The 16,895-nt window shown below is 49.5% G+C and carries 16 protein-coding genes; 13 read left to right on the plus strand and 3 right to left on the minus strand.

The genetic code is table 11. From position 1 onward, the window contains the following. Nucleotides 1-28 precede the first annotated feature (28 nt). From CX664_RS12620 to rpoS, 3 genes are all read left to right on the plus strand, one after another. The gene (locus tag CX664_RS12620) at nucleotides 29-958 is read left to right on the plus strand and encodes a polyprenyl-phosphate transporter (RefSeq protein WP_101747132.1); all 930 of its coding nucleotides are present in this window, start codon (nucleotides 29-31) and stop codon (nucleotides 956-958) included. A gap of 125 nt (nucleotides 959-1,083) precedes the next feature. Then, nucleotides 1,084-1,878, plus strand: coding sequence for a peptidoglycan DD-metalloendopeptidase family protein (locus CX664_RS12625; protein WP_244910658.1), 795 nt, complete (start codon nucleotides 1,084-1,086; stop codon nucleotides 1,876-1,878). A gap of 102 nt (nucleotides 1,879-1,980) precedes the next feature. After that, nucleotides 1,981-3,012: an RNA polymerase sigma factor RpoS gene (gene rpoS / locus CX664_RS12630; protein WP_101747077.1), complete on the plus strand. Its 1,032-nt coding sequence runs from the start codon at nucleotides 1,981-1,983 to the stop codon at nucleotides 3,010-3,012. Between the two features lie 69 nt (nucleotides 3,013-3,081). On the opposite strand, the gene fdxA is transcribed toward rpoS, so the two are convergent. Together fdxA and mutS are read right to left on the minus strand one after the other, a co-directional pair. Next, nucleotides 3,082-3,405 (minus strand): ferredoxin FdxA, encoded by a 324-nt coding sequence (gene fdxA, locus CX664_RS12635; protein WP_101747078.1) that lies wholly within the window; start codon nucleotides 3,403-3,405, stop codon nucleotides 3,082-3,084. A 134-nt stretch (nucleotides 3,406-3,539) separates the two neighbouring features. Then, complete coding sequence (gene mutS, locus CX664_RS12640) at nucleotides 3,540-6,122, minus strand: DNA mismatch repair protein MutS (RefSeq protein WP_101747079.1); 2,583 nt, start codon at nucleotides 6,120-6,122, stop codon at nucleotides 3,540-3,542. 359 nt (nucleotides 6,123-6,481) lie between these two features. Here mutS and CX664_RS12645 point away from each other — a divergent pair, with 359 nt between their 5' ends. The 6 genes from CX664_RS12645 (at nucleotide 6,482) to CX664_RS12675 (ending at nucleotide 12,205) form a co-directional block, all read left to right on the plus strand. Continuing rightward, a complete protein-coding gene (locus tag CX664_RS12645) occupies nucleotides 6,482-6,724 on the plus strand; it encodes a type II toxin-antitoxin system RelE family toxin (RefSeq protein ID WP_145999983.1) in 243 nt (80 codons plus the stop codon). A gap of 32 nt (nucleotides 6,725-6,756) precedes the next feature. Next, nucleotides 6,757-7,125, plus strand: a complete 369-nt coding sequence (locus CX664_RS12650) for a helix-turn-helix domain-containing protein (RefSeq protein WP_101747135.1) — start codon at nucleotides 6,757-6,759, stop codon at nucleotides 7,123-7,125. An 865-nt stretch (nucleotides 7,126-7,990) separates the two neighbouring features. After that, on the plus strand, nucleotides 7,991-9,049 hold the full coding sequence (locus CX664_RS12660) for a hypothetical protein (RefSeq protein WP_101747081.1): 1,059 nt from the start codon (nucleotides 7,991-7,993) through the stop codon (nucleotides 9,047-9,049). A gap of 130 nt (nucleotides 9,050-9,179) precedes the next feature. Next, the gene (locus CX664_RS12665) at nucleotides 9,180-10,418 is read left to right on the plus strand and encodes a hypothetical protein (protein ID WP_101747082.1); all 1,239 of its coding nucleotides are present in this window, start codon (nucleotides 9,180-9,182) and stop codon (nucleotides 10,416-10,418) included. A 488-nt stretch (nucleotides 10,419-10,906) separates the two neighbouring features. Beyond that, nucleotides 10,907-11,287 (plus strand): cystatin family protein, encoded by a 381-nt coding sequence (locus tag CX664_RS12670; protein ID WP_101747083.1) that lies wholly within the window; start codon nucleotides 10,907-10,909, stop codon nucleotides 11,285-11,287. 105 nt (nucleotides 11,288-11,392) lie between these two features. After that, a complete protein-coding gene (locus CX664_RS12675; protein WP_101747084.1) occupies nucleotides 11,393-12,205 on the plus strand; it encodes a crotonase/enoyl-CoA hydratase family protein in 813 nt (270 codons plus the stop codon). Nucleotides 12,206-12,235: 30 nt separating this feature from the next. On the opposite strand, the gene CX664_RS12680 is transcribed toward CX664_RS12675, so the two are convergent. Continuing rightward, nucleotides 12,236-13,585: an MATH domain-containing protein gene (locus tag CX664_RS12680; protein ID WP_101747085.1), complete on the minus strand. Its 1,350-nt coding sequence runs from the start codon at nucleotides 13,583-13,585 to the stop codon at nucleotides 12,236-12,238. 295 nt (nucleotides 13,586-13,880) lie between these two features. On the opposite strand from CX664_RS12680, the gene CX664_RS12685 reads away from it, so the two are divergent. Genes CX664_RS12685 through CX664_RS12700 form a run of 4 tightly spaced genes read left to right on the plus strand, consistent with a single transcriptional unit; the run spans nucleotide 13,881 to nucleotide 16,894 of the window. Next, nucleotides 13,881-14,264, plus strand: a complete 384-nt coding sequence (locus CX664_RS12685) for a hypothetical protein (protein ID WP_101747086.1) — start codon at nucleotides 13,881-13,883, stop codon at nucleotides 14,262-14,264. A gap of 41 nt (nucleotides 14,265-14,305) precedes the next feature. After that, nucleotides 14,306-14,893, plus strand: coding sequence for a ZrgA family zinc uptake protein (locus CX664_RS12690; RefSeq protein WP_163372590.1), 588 nt, complete (start codon nucleotides 14,306-14,308; stop codon nucleotides 14,891-14,893). A 1-nt stretch (nucleotide 14,894) separates the two neighbouring features. Further along, nucleotides 14,895-15,632, plus strand: coding sequence for an ATP-binding cassette domain-containing protein (locus CX664_RS12695; RefSeq protein WP_101747088.1), 738 nt, complete (start codon nucleotides 14,895-14,897; stop codon nucleotides 15,630-15,632). Then, nucleotides 15,632-16,894 (plus strand): ABC transporter permease, encoded by a 1,263-nt coding sequence (locus CX664_RS12700; RefSeq protein WP_101747089.1) that lies wholly within the window; start codon nucleotides 15,632-15,634, stop codon nucleotides 16,892-16,894. Before CX664_RS12695 ends, CX664_RS12700 begins: the two co-directional genes overlap by 1 nt. Nucleotide 16,895: the final 1 nt, after the last annotated feature.

Raw genomic sequence — 16,895 nt, forward strand, 5'->3', positions numbered from 1 at the left:
ACTTAACTTCTGTTCCAAAGGTCAGAACATGTCGAATCATTCTTCTTACTTTGCCCTTATCGCCAGGGGAATGGCTATGGGGGCCGCCGATGTTGTGCCGGGCGTATCCGGTGGAACCATCGCATTTATTACTGGCATTTATGACCGGCTGCTGAATGCCTTGAAAAGTGTTAACCCATCGTTACTGAAGGTACTTGGTGAGGAAGGGGTTGCCGGAGTGTGGCAGAGAATAGACGGCACATTTCTGTTGTGTGTGTTTGGTGGTGTGCTGACCAGTATTCTGTCCTTTGCCCATGTGATTACCTGGTTCCTGGCGACGTATCCGGAGATGCTCTGGGCATTCTTTTTTGGTCTGATTCTGGTGTCCGGATTGCATATGATTCGTCAGGTTGATCAGTGGAATGTGGCGACTGTCATCACCCTGATCGCTGGAATTGTGATTGCTTATGCTGTGGGTGTATTAACCCCGACCAGCCTTGAACCAGAGCCGGTGACGCTGTTTTTTGCCGGTAGCATTGCTATCTGCGCGATGATTCTGCCCGGTATTTCCGGTAGCTTTATGCTGCTGATGATGGGGCTGTATGGTCCGGTCATTGATGCCGTGAAGAGTTTGAATTTCAGTGTACTGACCGTTTTTGGCCTGGGCTGTATCGGTGGTTTGCTCAGCTTTTCCCATGTGTTGTCATGGCTGCTAAAAAAGCACCGCGATCTGGCGATTTCACTATTGACCGGCCTGATGCTTGGAGCTCTGGGCAAAGTCTGGCCATGGAAAGAGACGCTGGAAACACGGGTTAACAGTTCCGGGGAGCTGGTCCCGCTGATTCAGGCGAATGTGTCGCCGATGAATTATCAGGGAATTACCGGGCAGCCTGCTTATCTGGTTGAATCTATTGGGCTGATGATTTTTGCCATTGCTTTGGTGGCGATGATTGAGTGGGTGGGTAGTAAAAATCACTAAACCAGTGCACCAATATAGGTGAAAATACTGATGTTGGTATAATATTTTAAACCATAAGTTACTTTTTATATTCTTTTATTGAATAAATGATTTTTGTGGGCATGCAGGGTAATGGAGTTGATAAAGTGTTGGATTTCATGAAAATCACTCTGATTAATTTGAGTGATTGCTCAAAAAAAATACTTTTTCTAACAGCCTGCCTGCTAACCGCAAGTTGCAGCCATGATCCGGCCAGGGTTACGGTCACTGACCTGAGATCACCACCGAAGGTGACTTCAGGTCAGCATGTTGTCCAAAGGGGAGAAACTCTTTATTCAATAGCCTGGCTCTATAGCAGAGACTTCAGAGAGTTGGCCCGAAAGAATAGCATTCGAAGTCCTTATACTATTTATCCGGGGCAGAAAATAAACTTATCTATCCGCCGGTCCGGGGTTGCTACTCCATCGGTAACTCCAGTCAGGCAGCCAAAGAAAACCGTTGCCAAAAGCAGCGCTCCGGTCAAAAAATATACAGCAAAGAGTTCGACGCCAAAAAGTACCGCTTCCGGCAGCAGTGGCTGGCAATGGCCTGCGAACGGAAAAATTATTTCCGCCTATTCGCTCAAAATGCCCGTTAACAAGGGGATTGATATTGGCGGCAAATTAGGAGAGCCTGTAAAGGCAGCAGCCAGTGGTGAGGTAGTGTACGCAGGGAGCGACCTGTCCGGCTATGGCAGGCTGATCATTTTGAAACATAATAGTAGCTATCTGAGCGCATATGCGCACAACAGGGATCTATTGGTGAATGAGGGAGACTCAGTTAAAGCGGGCCAGAAGATAGCCGAAATAGGTTCTACAGGAACGACGGAGCCTAAGCTGCACTTCGAAATTCGGCGTGATGGTAAACCGGTCGACCCGATGGGGTACCTTCCAGGGCGCTGATAACGAAGGTCAGTGGCTGTTGTAGTAGAGGGATCTCACGGGTGTCGGCGCAACTTCGGGTTGCCCGGCATAGAGTGGGACTTTCGGATAGGACTAACTCTTATGGCATCGAAGAGGGATGACGCAGAGCTAAGCAGTTATGCTGACGATGTAATCCAGGGACAGGATGAATTGAGCCCGGACGAAAATGCCGGTGACCTCATTGAAGTGGTTGACGAGAACGATGATATCGATAAGCCGCGGCCTGCGGCTGTGTCTCCGGTGAGTACCGGTCGTCGAAAAGAAGACGATGGATTTTACAAATCCATCGATGCAACCCAGCTGTACCTGAATGAGATTGGCTTTTCACCTCTCCTCACCCCCGAGGAAGAGGTTCACTATGCCCGCCTTGCCCGAAAAGGGGTAGAAGCGGGCAGACGCCGGATGATTGAAAGTAATCTCCGGCTGGTTGTTAAAATCTCCAGGCGCTATGTCAACCGTGGACTGACACTGCTTGATCTGATTGAAGAGGGTAACCTCGGACTGATTCGTGCGGTTGAGAAATTTGATCCGGAACGTGGATTCCGTTTTTCAACCTACGCGACCTGGTGGATACGACAGACGATTGAGCGGGCGATCATGAATCAGACCCGCACCATACGGCTGCCCATTCATGTGGTTAAAGAACTGAACGTCTATCTCAGGGCTGCCAGGGAATTAACCCAGAAGCTGGATCATGATCCCAGCCCGGAAGAAATTGCCGAGTTGCTGGATAAGCCGGTGGCTGATGTAAAACGGATGCTCGGTCTTAATGAACGAGTGACATCGGTTGATACACCACTGGGACCTGACTCGGATAAATCCATTCTGGATACGATCTCTGATGAAAAAGGTGCCGACCCGGCCGAATTGCTACAGGATCTGGATCTCAATGACAGTCTTGACCGCTGGTTAGGTGAGTTATCAGAAAAACAGCGAGAGGTGGTTGCCCGCCGGTTTGGTCTCAGGGGGTATGAAACCAGCACGCTTGAGGAAGTCGGTAAGGAGATTGGCCTGACCCGTGAACGGGTAAGACAGATTCAGGTAGAGGCTTTAAAACGGCTTCGATCTATTCTTGAAAAGCAGGGGTTGTCTGGAGAGTCCCTGTTTAACTGATGGCCTGACATTGAATCTCTGTGAATAAAAAAGCCATGGGTAACCCCCATGGCTTTTTTACTATTGAACTCAGCGTTCCAGCTGGTCCAGCTTGCCCTTCACGCCATCCCACTCTGCTGCATCAGGGAGAGGGTCTTTCTTCTCGGTAATGTTATCCCAGACATCTGCGAGCACGGCGTTCAGTTCGATGAACTCCTGCTGATCATCGGGAACCTCATCTTCGGAGAAAATAGCGTTTGCCGGACACTCTGGCTCACAAAGAGCGCAGTCAATACATTCATCCGGGTGAATAACCAGGAAGTTTGGTCCTTCATAGAAGCAGTCCACAGGACAGACTTCCACGCAATCGGTGTATTTGCACTTGATGCAGTTTTCACCCACTACGAAAGCCATGGTGGTTAAACTCCATTTGATCTGACTAAAAAAAAGTACTCAAAAATATCGGGCAAGTCTACCAGAGTTGTAAACCCGCTGGATACCCGTGATGAACATAAACTTATACCGGTCAGGGTATAAGCACCATTAAATCATTTTCCCAGCCCCTTGAGCATATAAATAAGCTCCAGAGCCTGGCGGGGTGTCAGGTTATCCACGTCTGTTTTATCCAGGACTTCAAGCGCCGGGTGTGGCTCAGGGCTGGCAAACAGATCAGCCTGAGGTGTGAAAGTAGCCTTTCCCAATGGTTTTGCAACAGGTTGTTGAGCGGATTCCTGCTGCTCCAGCATGGCCAGTTTCTGCCGTGCCTGGTTAATGACATGTCGGGGTACACCGGCCAGTTGTGCCACCTGCAGGCCATAGCTCTGGCTGGCAGGACCTTCCTGAACCGCATGAAGAAAGACAATGCGATCGTCATGTTCGGTCGCATTGAGATGCACGTTCACTACCGTATTGCACTCTTCGGGCAGCTGGGTCAACTCAAAGTAGTGGGTGGCAAACAGGGTGAATGCCCGTACTGAATCCGCCAGATATTGAGCGCAGGCCCAAGCCAGGGATAGCCCATCGAAGGTGCTGGTTCCTCGGCCGATTTCATCCATCAGCACCAGACTCTGCTCAGTGGCGTTATGCAGAATATTGGCGGTTTCCGTCATTTCCACCATAAAGGTTGAACGACCACCGGCCAGGTCATCCGAAGAGCCAATGCGGGTGAAAATCCGATCCACCAGACCAATGCGCGCACGGGACGCCGGTACAAAGCTGCCAATATGAGCCAGCAGCACAATCAACGCCGTCTGTCGCATATAGGTGGATTTACCGCCCATATTGGGACCGGTGATAATCAGCATACGACGCTGAACATTGAAGGTGACATTGTTTGCCACAAACGGTTCGTCCAAAACCTGCTCAACAACCGGATGGCGGCCTTCAACAATGTCAATACCGGGGCTCTGCAGGATTTCAGGACGGCAGAAGTTCAGTGTCTCAGCCCGTTCAGCCAGGTTGCTGAGCACATCCAGCTCTGACAGGGCCATGGAGCACTCCTGGAGCGGCCCCAGCTGTGCCACCAGTTTGTCCAGAAGTTCATCGTACAGTGCTTTTTCCCGGGCCAGGGCACGGCTTTTGCTGGACAGCGCCTTGTCTTCAAACTCTTTCAGCTCCGGAGTAATAAAGCGTTCCGTATTTTTCAGGGTCTGGCGGCGAATGTAGTCTACTGGAGCGTTTTCGGATTCACGGCGACTCAACTCGATATAGTAACCATGTACCCGGTTGTAACCGACTTTCAGGCTGGGCAGACCCGTACGCTCACGCTCCCGTAATTCCATTTGAACCAGATAGTCGCCCGCATTCTCACTGATGGAACGAAGCTCATCCAGCTCAGCGTCATAACCTTCGCCGATCACCCCGCCATCACGGATCACCACAGGTGGGTTCTCAATGATGGCCCGGGTCAATAATGCTTCGAGTGCAGGGTGTTCACTGATGCTTTTTGCCAGTTGATGTACTGTCTGGCTATCAATCGTCGCCAGCTGTTGCTGCAGTTCTGGCAGTTGCTGCAGGGCATCCCTTAACCGTGCCAGATCCCGTGGTCGGGCAGATTTCAGGGCAACCCTGGCAAGAATACGTTCAATGTCGCCAATATGTTTGAGAATGGGGTAAAGGGACTCAAAATGGCAGCCATCTTTCAGGGCAGTGATTGCTGACTGGCGGGCCTGCAGTTTGTCAATATTGCGCAGTGGCCGGTTGATCCATCGTCCGAGCAGGCGGCTGCCCATGGCCGTGGCTGTGCGATCCAGCACGGCAGCCACGGTGTGCTCCCGGCCGCCATTCATATTGGTGGTCAGTTCCAGGTTTCTCCGGCTGGCGGCATCCAGCACCACGCTCTCTTCCCGGTTTTCCTGGGCCAGGGCGCGAATGTGGGGCAGGGCGGTGCGCTGTGTTTCCCGGGCGTACTGCAGCAGACAGCCAGCCGCTTCAATAGCCAGTGTTAAGTGGCTGCAGCCAAAGCCATCAAGGCTTTGTGTCTGGAACTGTCGGGTTAATTGCTCAACCGCACTCTCATGGTCAAAGTCCCATGGGGGGCGTTTGCTGGAACCGGGGCGACGCAGTAATATCTCAGGCCAGTTGCGGTCATCATTCAGCAATACTTCGGCCGGGCTCAGGCGCTCAACTTCAGAAAGCAGTGCCTCTTCACTGGTCACCTCAAGCACGTTGAACCGGCCACTGCTGATATCGAGAAATGCCAACCCATAGCGGTTTTCCCGCTGGTTGACCGCCATCAGCAGATTATCCTGACGCTCATCCAGCAAAGCCTCATCACTGACGGTGCCAGGGGTCAGAATACGAACCACCTTACGCTCCACCGGCCCTTTGCTGGTGGCCGGATCACCAATCTGCTCGGCAATGGCAACGGACTGACGCAACCGGATCAACCTGGCCAGATAACCCTCCACCGCATGGTATGGAATACCCGCCATGGGGATGGGTTCGCCACCGGATTGCCCTCGTTTGGTCAGGGTAATGTCCAGCAGGTGTGCAGCCTTTTTAGCGTCGTCATAAAACAGCTCGTAGAAATCACCCATCCGGTAAAACACCAGGTGATCCCTGTGCTGCTGTTTGATGCGCAAATACTGCTGCATCATCGGAGTGTGGTTGGAGAGGTCTGTATTATTCATTCAATTCGGTAGTTTAAGTGGTGGTGTCTGATTCTTGGGGCAGTCCAGATCCGATTAACCTCATTCTGGCTCTCGGTTTTCATCCAGCGGTCATGGCGTTTAACCGGCATCGAATAGTCCGTGTGCCCCATCTGATCGGCAATAAATGCAATGTTAACATGCGGATAGTTTGCCAGCAGGCAAAAGTATCACTGGTTTGACAAATTGTTTTGTATGACAGAACCAGTAATGCAATACCGTTTCGCGCCAGTTTATTCCTCGCCAAAATCGGCGGCATACCAAATGTGCAAGATTTTTTGTTGATTAACTTATAGTAAATCCTATATTTACTTTAAGTTAATTCGCAGTAGAATAATACAATGTTCAAGGTGGTTTACTCAAAGCAGGCCGTTAAAGTTCTGAGGAAAACTTCAGAACTTGACCGGTTGAGGATTCAAAAGGCCATCAATAAGCTTCCAGACGGTGATGTAAAGAAGCTGACGGGTGGATCAGGCTATAGGCTGCGGGTTGGAGGCTGGCGCATTGTTTACGAGATTGAGCATGACAGGCTGATCATTGAGGTGATCAAAATTGCGCCGCGAGGCAAGGTTTACAAGCATTAAAGATGGGGGCAATGCCCCCAAAGGTTTTGGTGATGGTCGATATACTGAAGCATGAAGGGAAACCGGCTTTTGTGGTTATGCCTTATGACGAATATCAGGCAATGCTTAAGAAGCTGGAGGACCTGGAAGATTCTGATGCTGTTCATGAATTTCGGGCTGCGTTACGGCGGGGTGAGGAAGAGTTGATACCTGCTGAAGTAGTAAACCGGTTGTTGACTGAAAATACTGTGAAGGTGTGGCGAGAGTACAGAGGCATGAGTCAAAAGTCCCTTGCTGAAAAAACCGGTATTTCCGAAGCCATGATCAGCCAGATTGAGAGTGGCAGGAAGCAGGGTTCCTTGAAAACTATTACTAAAATTGCACAAGCCCTGAATCTCACCGTTGATGACATTATTGATTAACCCATTTTACGCGCCACAAGTCACCGGCCAGAGTGCCGGTTTTTTATTGTCTGAATTTGCTGCACCGGAAACATCCATGTATTTCTTTTTGGTGTCGTTGCTAATCACCGAACACCCATCGTCAATATATTCCTGCTTAATCCGTCGAAGAATCATCAATGGCTGTGTTGAGGGGACATTAAGTCAAAACGGTAAGTGTATTTTTTCTCCTCTATCTCACTGTGTTGCGTCGTATTAAATCCATAGCGGCCAGCAAGGTGTGTCACTGTATCATCATGGTTTCGATGAATGCTGATCAGAAAGCTGGCTTGAAAATCGCCTGTTTCTGCAAGAATTCCATCAATAATTTTGTTGGCGGTTCCCAGATGATGTGGAAATCAGCAGCCAGCTGGACCAGTCTGTTCAAACGACGGGACAGTTTGGGGATGGTAAGTGCTGGCTCCGGGACGAGGATGCAATACTCAGCGAAAGGTTTAGTGTGCTTTTCTTCTGGCCCGGAGCTGTCAGTAATATACCCGTTGCTTTTGTTATGGATTGCAAGGGGGTGCAAGAGCTGTGAGGAGCCAGTTGCACAATGCTCACTTATATCATCGGGTATGCTCTGAGAGGCGTTTCCTGTTTGGTGTGTTGTTGCCTCTAACATAGTGTTTGTGACGTTATCGCAGCATCGACATTTAACTGATTGTTCTGGAGGCAAAAAGTTCAATTTTCCGTCTGCTTATATTCACTCCCATGATTTTCGTTTGGAACTTAGTACGAGAATGGAGGTCAAACCTGACTAAATTGAAATGGCTATCCAGTCAGCGATTTATGCGGTAGCAAATGGTGAGCTACTTAACTTGTTTCAGCATACAGGAGTTTGGTTATGTTCGATACTGCGATGAATCCAGGTCAGTTGATACAGCCTGTACTCCCATCAGACACTGTTTCCAAAGGTGGTTTTTTTAGATATGTCAAAGAGGCTTATCTCGATTATGACCCAGTGAAGGGAACTACAACAAAATTTCTCCCTACCGCATTCGGCATCGGGGTTTCTGCTGCTGGCGGAGCTGTTGCCTTTGCCAACTTGGCTGAACGTATGGATAGGTTTCCTGACACAGTCAGACCAGGTACAGGTCTGTCTGATCGTGTGATTGAAGTGATAGAATCAGCAATTAAAGAAAACCCATTAGCTTGCGGTGCAGTTGCTGGAGCAGCAGTTGCTATTGTGGGGTTTTATTCTTTGTACAGCAGTCTGAAACCTATAACGAAGGCATCTATTGAGGCTGCTCGGGACGGGGTGAGGCATGAGCTACAGAGGGCCATTCAAGAAACTGAGGTTCATCAGGATCAGATAGCTAAATATAATAAAAGTCTATCGGAGCTTAAGGCTCTCCTGCCGGCGGAGGCCGCAGCATACAAGCAGCAATCACAGGAGCAATATAATAAGTGCATGGCCATCTACAGGGATGAGGCTAATTTTATGGCGGGAAAGTTGAAAGGTTTTGTGGATGGCATTATGTCGTCTCGCCTCGACAATCCGGGTGATGCCCCCCGTGAATATGATGAGCGTGATTTTTACAGGGTTGGTGTGGAGTTAACAAGTTTTGTCCGCAACCTTGATATGGACCAGGGATATTTAATGTTTTCCCAGGTACGACTGCAGAAGGCAGTCAAACCGGTGTTAAGTGATAAAGAATATGACGAATTTAACCGCATTCTCTGGAGCTTTCCTGAAAGGCCCTGTCTTTACGTCGAGCAGGGCCCATTAGCCAGAGAGTATGCTGAAACTTTGAAATATAGTGCGTCAGAAAAAAAACAGTTAGGCGTATTGAGGGCCAGAATCAATCAAGTACTGATCCAATACCCGAACTTAAAGCCTGATGCTGCGGGTAACATTCCCAAGCCTTCGTTTGAGGAGTTCCTGAAAAATATGCCATTTTGATTCGGATGATGTCTTGTTAATGAAAAAAGGCCAGGTTCTGTTGACGTTTTGTTGCGGCCATAGTTGAAGAATTATTCCAACAATAACAAAGACACAATTTGCTATCGCAAAATGCACACAGGTGGTGCCGATGAACAGTATACAAAGAAGTAGCCCCCCGCAAAGACAACCGAACGATGGTTCAGGGGCGAGCACCAAAAAAGCAGGGAAAAAACCATCCGGGCCTAAAGGCTCGTCGACATCAGCCAGGGCCAAAGGCTGTGTGAGAATGTACGATACCTCCATCAGTCTGAATATGGGTCAGGTTTTGGTGTCTGGTGCACGGGTAGGTTCCTGGACAACAAGTTTGCTAAGCCGTGTTGTTTCCGTTATCACTCCGCCTCTTCCAGCCTGGATAGCGGCCAGCCTGCAGAGTAAATCACTCGCACTCAGTGACTATGCAGCCCAGTGCACTGTACAGAAGTATATGAATCCTCCCCGTGCCATCATCTTAGCGTCCAGGGGTATAAAAATACCTGTTGAAAATTTCCTCAATAAGAAACTCAATAGCCTGTTACAAGATGTCATCAGAGAGAACGCCAGAGGAATCTATTCACGTTTAAATAAATACCTGCAGTCCGATGGAGCTTCAACAATCGACTATTCCATTGCGCAAGAGTTTAAGCAACATTGCCAGGAACAGTATGCATGTGTGTTTGAAGGCGAAAACTTTCAGCATATCTTTGATGCTGTAGAAAAAAATTTTCTCCGACAGTGCAAGCCACCAGAAGGTTTTTTATTTTATGAATTTCTGGACGCTCTTCCAGCCAAATCACGAGCCGAATTCAGAACTGCTACTTTACGCCAGAATATAAGCGTGGAGGTGCTGAGTTATTATCAATATAACTTTATCTGCAAAGTTTTCCGCGAAAACCGGGATGAACTTATCCAGTCCTTAAAGAAAAACAGCAAAGTTGAAGTTAAGAAAGTGATAGAAGAGCTGGCCATAACTTATGAAGCCAAGATCACGAGTTACATGCAAAGACAGGCATCAAAACTGCTGAAATCACAGGCTGGTCAGGACGCTTCACCACCTCTGCCTGCTCATGGTCGCAGGAAAATCAAAAGGCCAGCTGAAGACTCCATGTCTTCTCTTAAGCAAAGAGTTGAGATGGTCGTGGCCTTTGAAAAAGCCCATTATCGTTTGAAAGAGGGTGACCCCGGCTACAAGGAGTTCATGTCGCTCAAACAAATAGTCGATAAAGTGCTTAACAATGAGCAGCTAAAAGAGTGTGTCACACAGCTGTGTGGCATAACAAAAATTAGAGAGGCAGCTGCCTTATCTAAACTGTACACAATGAAGAAAACGGAGAAAACAGGGCGATCATAGGCAGCCAAAAGTGTTTAACCGGTATTATGATGACTGGCAGCTATGTTGTTAACGTCATCAATGCCTGATTTGATTAACTTCCTCCTTTTGCCACGGATTGCCAAGGAGTAAAAGTTTTTTTCTATTCTCCGTGACTCCGTGGCAAAGTTTTTTCTTGACTGGATAGAACCGTGATATAGGACACCTTCTCCTTCTGGTGTGCATATAATCCGGTCAAACACATTAAGTAGTTAACCAAATGAAATCATATATTTCTGACTAAGTGGGCAGTCACTCCCGGCAACTGCTCCTGCGTTGCTCTAGCTCCTGCATCCATGCAGTCGTGCGGCGTTGCAACTCCGGTCACATAGCTACGGCTATGCTCCCTACGTTGCGCCTTGCATAGTAACTGCCCACTTAGCCAGAAATATACGATTCCATTTGGCCAACTACTTACCGCTATTTGTGCAGTAAACTGTTTCAGTCATGGTCAAGATGGGGTGTTGCCAATGAAAGTAAAAATGATCTGTGCGCTGTATGTGGCAATCATGCTTATGGGATGTGAACCACCGTATGACAAGCCGGTGGTCGATAATAAAACTGCTGAAGCCATCTGTCAGGCCAAAGACAACCTGCCCGGTGGCTGGACAAAATCTGAAGTTACTCCAGAGGTTCTGAAGGCGGTAAAGCTGGTGGTCAAGGGAGTGGAGAAATCGGCCAAACTGAAAAAAATGCTGGCGGTGCATTCTCAGATTGTTAATGGGGTGAATTACGCGCTGGAGTTCCAGTTGGAAAATGGCACGATCTGGAGTGCCATTGTTTATCGTGATCTTGAGGGAAAATACAACATTACCCAGACACCTATTCCCGGACTATTCTGTGATCACTGACCGGTTTCATGTCTGATCGGCGGATCATGTGCTTTTGCGACAGCAGCCGTTTTATGGAATGATTCACTCCGAGAATAATAATTACCGGCTGCTGTTGAGGTTCCCATGTCTGATCAAACCCGTGTGCTCTTTGCAGTGAAAGATCGCATTGCCTACGTCACCATGAACCGTCCTGAGAAGCATAACGGCCTGGATATGGCCATGTTTCGTGACATGATTGCTACCGCAAAAAAAATCCGGAAGGATCGCTCGATCCGCTGCGTGATTCTCTCCGGGAATGGCTCCTCTTTTTGCTCAGGACTGGATTTTCAGGCCGTCAACAAAGACCCGGGCATAGTGGCAAAAGTCTTTCTTAAATTGCCGTGGACCAAACTGAACATTGCCCAGGAGATAGCCCATTGCTGGCGAGATCTGCCGGTCCCGGTTGTTTCCGTTATTCACGGTAACTGCTTTGGTGGTGGGATGCAGATTATCCTGGCCACGGATTATCGCATTGCCAGGGCGGATGCCAGCCTTGCCATTATGGAGATGAAGTGGGGCTTGATTCCCGATATGAGTGGTATGGTTACACTCTCCCGGCTGACCCGTATTGATATTGCCCAGGAGCTGACCATAACCGGGCGTAAATTCACTGCCCGGGAGGGGCACGAGTTCGGTTTGATCAGCCGGTTGGCTGATGACCCGATGGCGGCAGCAGAACAGCTTGCCCAAACGATTTGCAGGCAATCGCCGGATGCCGTTGCCGCAGCCAAATACCTGTTCAGAAAAACCTGGAAAGCCGACACCTGGAAAGCCCTGCGCTGGGAGCGCTGGGTTCAGGCACGCCTGCTGGGGCGTAAAAACCAGCGCATTGCCATGAAAAATGGTCTGAGTAAATCAGACGATCCTCTGCCGTTTATTGACCGGCGCTCATTTTGACAGGCAACCGGTCTATATAGTTTTTTATTGCTAAAGCCCGCATCTGATAAAGAGGTCGCCGTCTACCAGGCATTCGTCCATCATCTTTTTCTGGCTTATAGAAATACAGTCGACATAAGTCTCTGGATTATTTTCCGGGTTTGGATGCCTGATTACGTTTTCAACAATAAGAATGACATCACTGTGTATCACCACACCGCTCCTGCCAAGGATTTCAAATACAATAGATCCGGCAAATTGCTGAGACTGTATCGGATCATAAAGCGATGGCATAAGCCCAATGGACAGACCGATATCCCGATCCTGATCTGCGCTATCACCAGTAAGATAAATTCGTGCACATAATGCATGTCCTTTAACTGAATGAAACAAGGGACTGATGAGTTGTTGACTATCACCACTCCTGATCTTATCCAACTCATTTTTGAAACCGGGTATCTTCCAGAGTAAAACGCCGTTGCCGGTGGTTGCTTTGTGGATTTGTAGTTCCAGCTCAAGCTTCTGTATTTGTGATTGCTGGCTAACAATGGCTCTGCACAGTTCATCGATGCTATCGGTCTGGTTTTGATAGGCACGCCTTAGCCCGGCGAAGCCATTGAGTACCTCCCCAAACTGTTTAACCATGGCTTCGTACTGGGCATAGGCTATGGTCGGAGTTGCCAGTACCGCTGCTGTTGCTCCTTCAGTCTCGCTGGTTGCAGTGGTTGGCTCAGGCAGTATCAGCGGGTTGACCCCGGGCTTATTGACAACAGATGCCAACGTCCGGGCGGGATGTTCATCGTCATTATGGTAATGGGCAGGCAGTTCATGCAGAGACAGCCACTGGCCGCATTCGATGCCCGGAGGAGAATCTTCAGCGCCCTTCAAATTATTCAGCATTACGCCTCTGGCACAAGCAACCTCCAGGCTTTTCGACAACTCAGTCAACACCTGGCACTGTGCAAACCGATTAACCTCAGGACAAAATTTTCTGGCACATCGAATGTCAGCGGGCAGGGGCAAGGCATTATTGTCGTCTTGGTGAGGTAGTGTAGATGGCGACTGCCTTGCCAGGTCTATGACCCCGCAATGCTGATCACCCTGAGCGCTCTCCGGCGGGTAGGGTGCGCTTTCAATAACATGGGAAGGATCATAAATTTTACTTGAGTCACGCGACTTGATTGTCTTGCTGGTTAAATTTGAACACGGGAAGCAATACAGCTGCGGCAACAGATCAGCGTCAGCTGGCCTGCACCTGAAGCAGGCACCACTGGTGGTTCGGAATAATATTGAAGTTTTTTCTTCGGATGACCGGTGAGCAGGGGCTTTATCTTTATTGAGCGGCGGTGGCTCAACCTTGCCAGAGTCAACGGGAGTGGAATGGGCAGGATAAAAAAACATATACACCAACTCCTCTGGTCAGGCATTAAAAAAACCTTGAAAAGAATAAATCTGTAAAATGACCGTCAGGGCTCCCCCCCTCCGTCATTGGGACTTATTGACAACAAATCAGATGTTTGGTTCACCAGGTAAAATGACCGGATGCTGCTGCGGTCCTGATGCCTGATCAAATACACTACTTTGGCATTATGTTTTGGTGATTTGATGTACGTTATGTTATAACGATTTGCATTTTAGATTGGGTGCTGGTCCCTCCGGAACAGGGTGAGGGCAATACCGAAAGGAATCGCAGAAGATGACCATCAGCCTTTGCTGGACAGACCGTGGAAAAGAGAGCAAACAATTGCTGTCTTTTCTTATGGTGGCTGTCTATCTGCTGGTGGTGCACTACACACTGAGTCACGTTCATACCGCTTTGGAGGAAAATCAGCAATCTGAAATATTCTGGCAGTATCCAGTTATTTCGATGGTTGATGATGCCAGTGATCACCAGCACAATGAGCACCTACATTCATCGGCCTGTATGCTGGTGTCTCAAGCCACTTCAACCGTTCATTGGTGCAAAGTAAAGGTGCGGTTTGCTGCGGTACTTAACGACCGTCCCTATCGCTTATCAATCCATTCTTCCACGCCAACCAAAAGACACACCCGCGCACCGCCTGCTAGCTCTGAAGTTTGATGGTTCATCACTTATTTATTTCTTTCTTTCAGGAATTGTGTATGCGTTGTGTTGCAAAAGTGGCCGCTGTTGCCTGTGCCTTGATAACAGCAGGTGTTGCCGCTGATGGGCATCGTCATGCCGGAGCCCATGTACATGGAGCCGGTCATTTGAATTTTGCCATTGAAGGTCGTCAGGTTCATATTGAACTGGAAACGCCGGGGTTTGATATTCTTGGTTTTGAATCCATCCGTTCGGACGCTCAGCGCAGGCAACTTAAAGATGCCCTGCTGGAACTGGAAAAAGATGATTTATGGTCTTTTGCGCCAGCGGCGTCCTGCACGTTGCAATCGGCATCGGCTTCGGCCAGCGGTGAGCATGGAGAAGATCATCATGGTGATGCAGATGGACACCACCATGACAAGCATGAACATGACGACCACCATGGCGATGGTCACCATGAGTCAGCACATATGGATATTGCCGCTACTTATGTTTATGAGTGTGCCAATATTGCCGGGCTCAATAGCATCTCGACCCGACTGTTTCAGCGGTTTGCAAACAGTGAACAGTTGCAGGTTCAGGGCTTTACCGATGCTGGCCAGATAGCGGGTCAGATGAACCGTGAGCGACCAGAGGTGCGCTTCTGATATGAGCAGTCTCGGTCAACCGGTGATTCATCTAAAGGATGTCCAGTTCGGCTGGCAGCCGGGAACTGTGGTTCTGGATATACCGGAGCTGTTAATCCATCAGGGTGAGAAGGTGTTTATCCGGGGGCCTTCAGGGTCGGGTAAAACGACGCTGTTGGGGCTTCTGGGCGGCGTGCTCACACCGGTTGCCGGTGTTGTCTCTGTGCTGAGAAACGACATTGGTCGTTTCTCCCCGGCACGCCGGGATCATTTCCGGGCCAATCATATCGGTTTTATTTTTCAGATGTTCAACCTGATCCCTTACCTTTCAGTAGTTGACAATGTCACACTGCCGCTGGGGTTTGCCAGCAAGCGCCGTGAAAATGTGCAATCCATGGGCGTTGATGCCAGGCAGGAAGCGATTCGACTGCTAAACCATCTGGAGCTGACCGATCCCCAGTTGCTGCAGAGGCCAGTGACGGAACTCAGTATCGGCCAACAGCAGAGAGTGGCGGCAGCCAGAGCGTTGATTGGCCGTCCTGATCTGGTGATTGCAGATGAGCCCACCTCGGCGTTGGACAGCGATACCCGTGAGGCATTCATACGTCTGTTGTTTGCGGAGTGTGAGGCTGCTGGCAGTACGCTGGTTTTTGTCAGCCATGATTCTGCCCTGGAAGCCTTGTTTGATCGCTCTGTGGCCTTGAATGAAACTAACCGGGCCAGTCAATATCGGCCTTTAGGCCAGCCGGAGGTGGTGTAATGTCAATACTTCATCTGGCGGTGAAAAGTTTGAGTAATCGCAAAACCACGGCATTGCTGACCATTTTCTCCATTGCCATCAGCGTAGCTTTGTTGCTGGGCGTGGAAAGGGTACGGGTTGAGGCCCGGAACAGTTTTACCAGTACCGTGTCCGGTACCGATCTTGTGGTTGGTGCCCGCAGCAGTTCGCTTAATCTGCTGCTCTATTCGGTGTTCCATCTGGGTAATGCGACCAATAACATTACCTGGGAAACCTACCAGGAACTGTCCTCCAATAAGGCGGTCGCCTGGACTATCCCTATTGCCCTGGGGGACTCTCATCAAGGTTATCGCGTGGTGGGTACCGCTCAAACCCTGTTTGAACACTTCCGTTTTGGTGATGATCAGCCCATCAGTTTCAAAAATGGTAAGCCGTTTGATGATCTCTATGATGCGGTGATTGGTTCTGAAGTGGCGGCGGTTCTTGGCTATCAGGCTGGTCAGGAAATAGTGCTCAGTCACGGTGTTGAAAGTCGGAGCCTGCAGACGCATCAGGATAAACCCTTCAGGATTTCTGGTGTGTTAAAGCCCACCGGCACCCCTATGGACCGAGTGGTAATGATCTCTCTGGAGGGGATTGAGGCGTTGCACATAGACTGGGTCAATGGGGCCGCACCTAATGCACTGTTCTCGGTTTCTGCCGACAGGGCACGGCTCATGGATTTGCAACCATCCAGCATCACCGCCTATTTTGTTGGTTTGAAGTCCCGGGTGGCGGCCTTTCGGTACCAGCGGGCAGTGAATGAGTATCGCCAGGAAGCGCTGACGGCTATTTTGCCGGGGGTCGCCCTGGGAGAACTCTGGCAGTTGGTGGGTTCAGCGGAAAAGGCATTGCTGGCGGTTTCCGTGATGGTGGTGATTGCGGGGTTGGTGGGCATGCTGACCACCATTCTGACGTCGCTTAATGAGCGGCGCAGAGAGATGGCCATTCTCCGTTCAGTAGGTGCCCGGCCCTGGCATATCTTTACCCTGATGATGACCGAGTCCCTGATTTATGCCATCACTGGCACGCTATTGGGTTTCTTGCTGATGTATGGAATGCTGTTCGCCATTCAACCGGTATTGCAAATGCAGCTGGGTTTGCACATTACCATTGCCTTACCGGGGATGTTTGAGTGGATTCTGGCGGTCGCCATTGTTATCTCGGCGACCATACTGGGTGCAGTGCCTGCCTGGCGGGCCTATAAAAATTCATTGGCGGATGGTCTGACGGTCAGGCTGTAGG

Origin of the sequence: Endozoicomonas acroporae (assembly GCF_002864045.1) — a bacterium.
GTDB classification, from domain to species: domain Bacteria; phylum Pseudomonadota; class Gammaproteobacteria; order Pseudomonadales; family Endozoicomonadaceae; genus Endozoicomonas; species Endozoicomonas acroporae.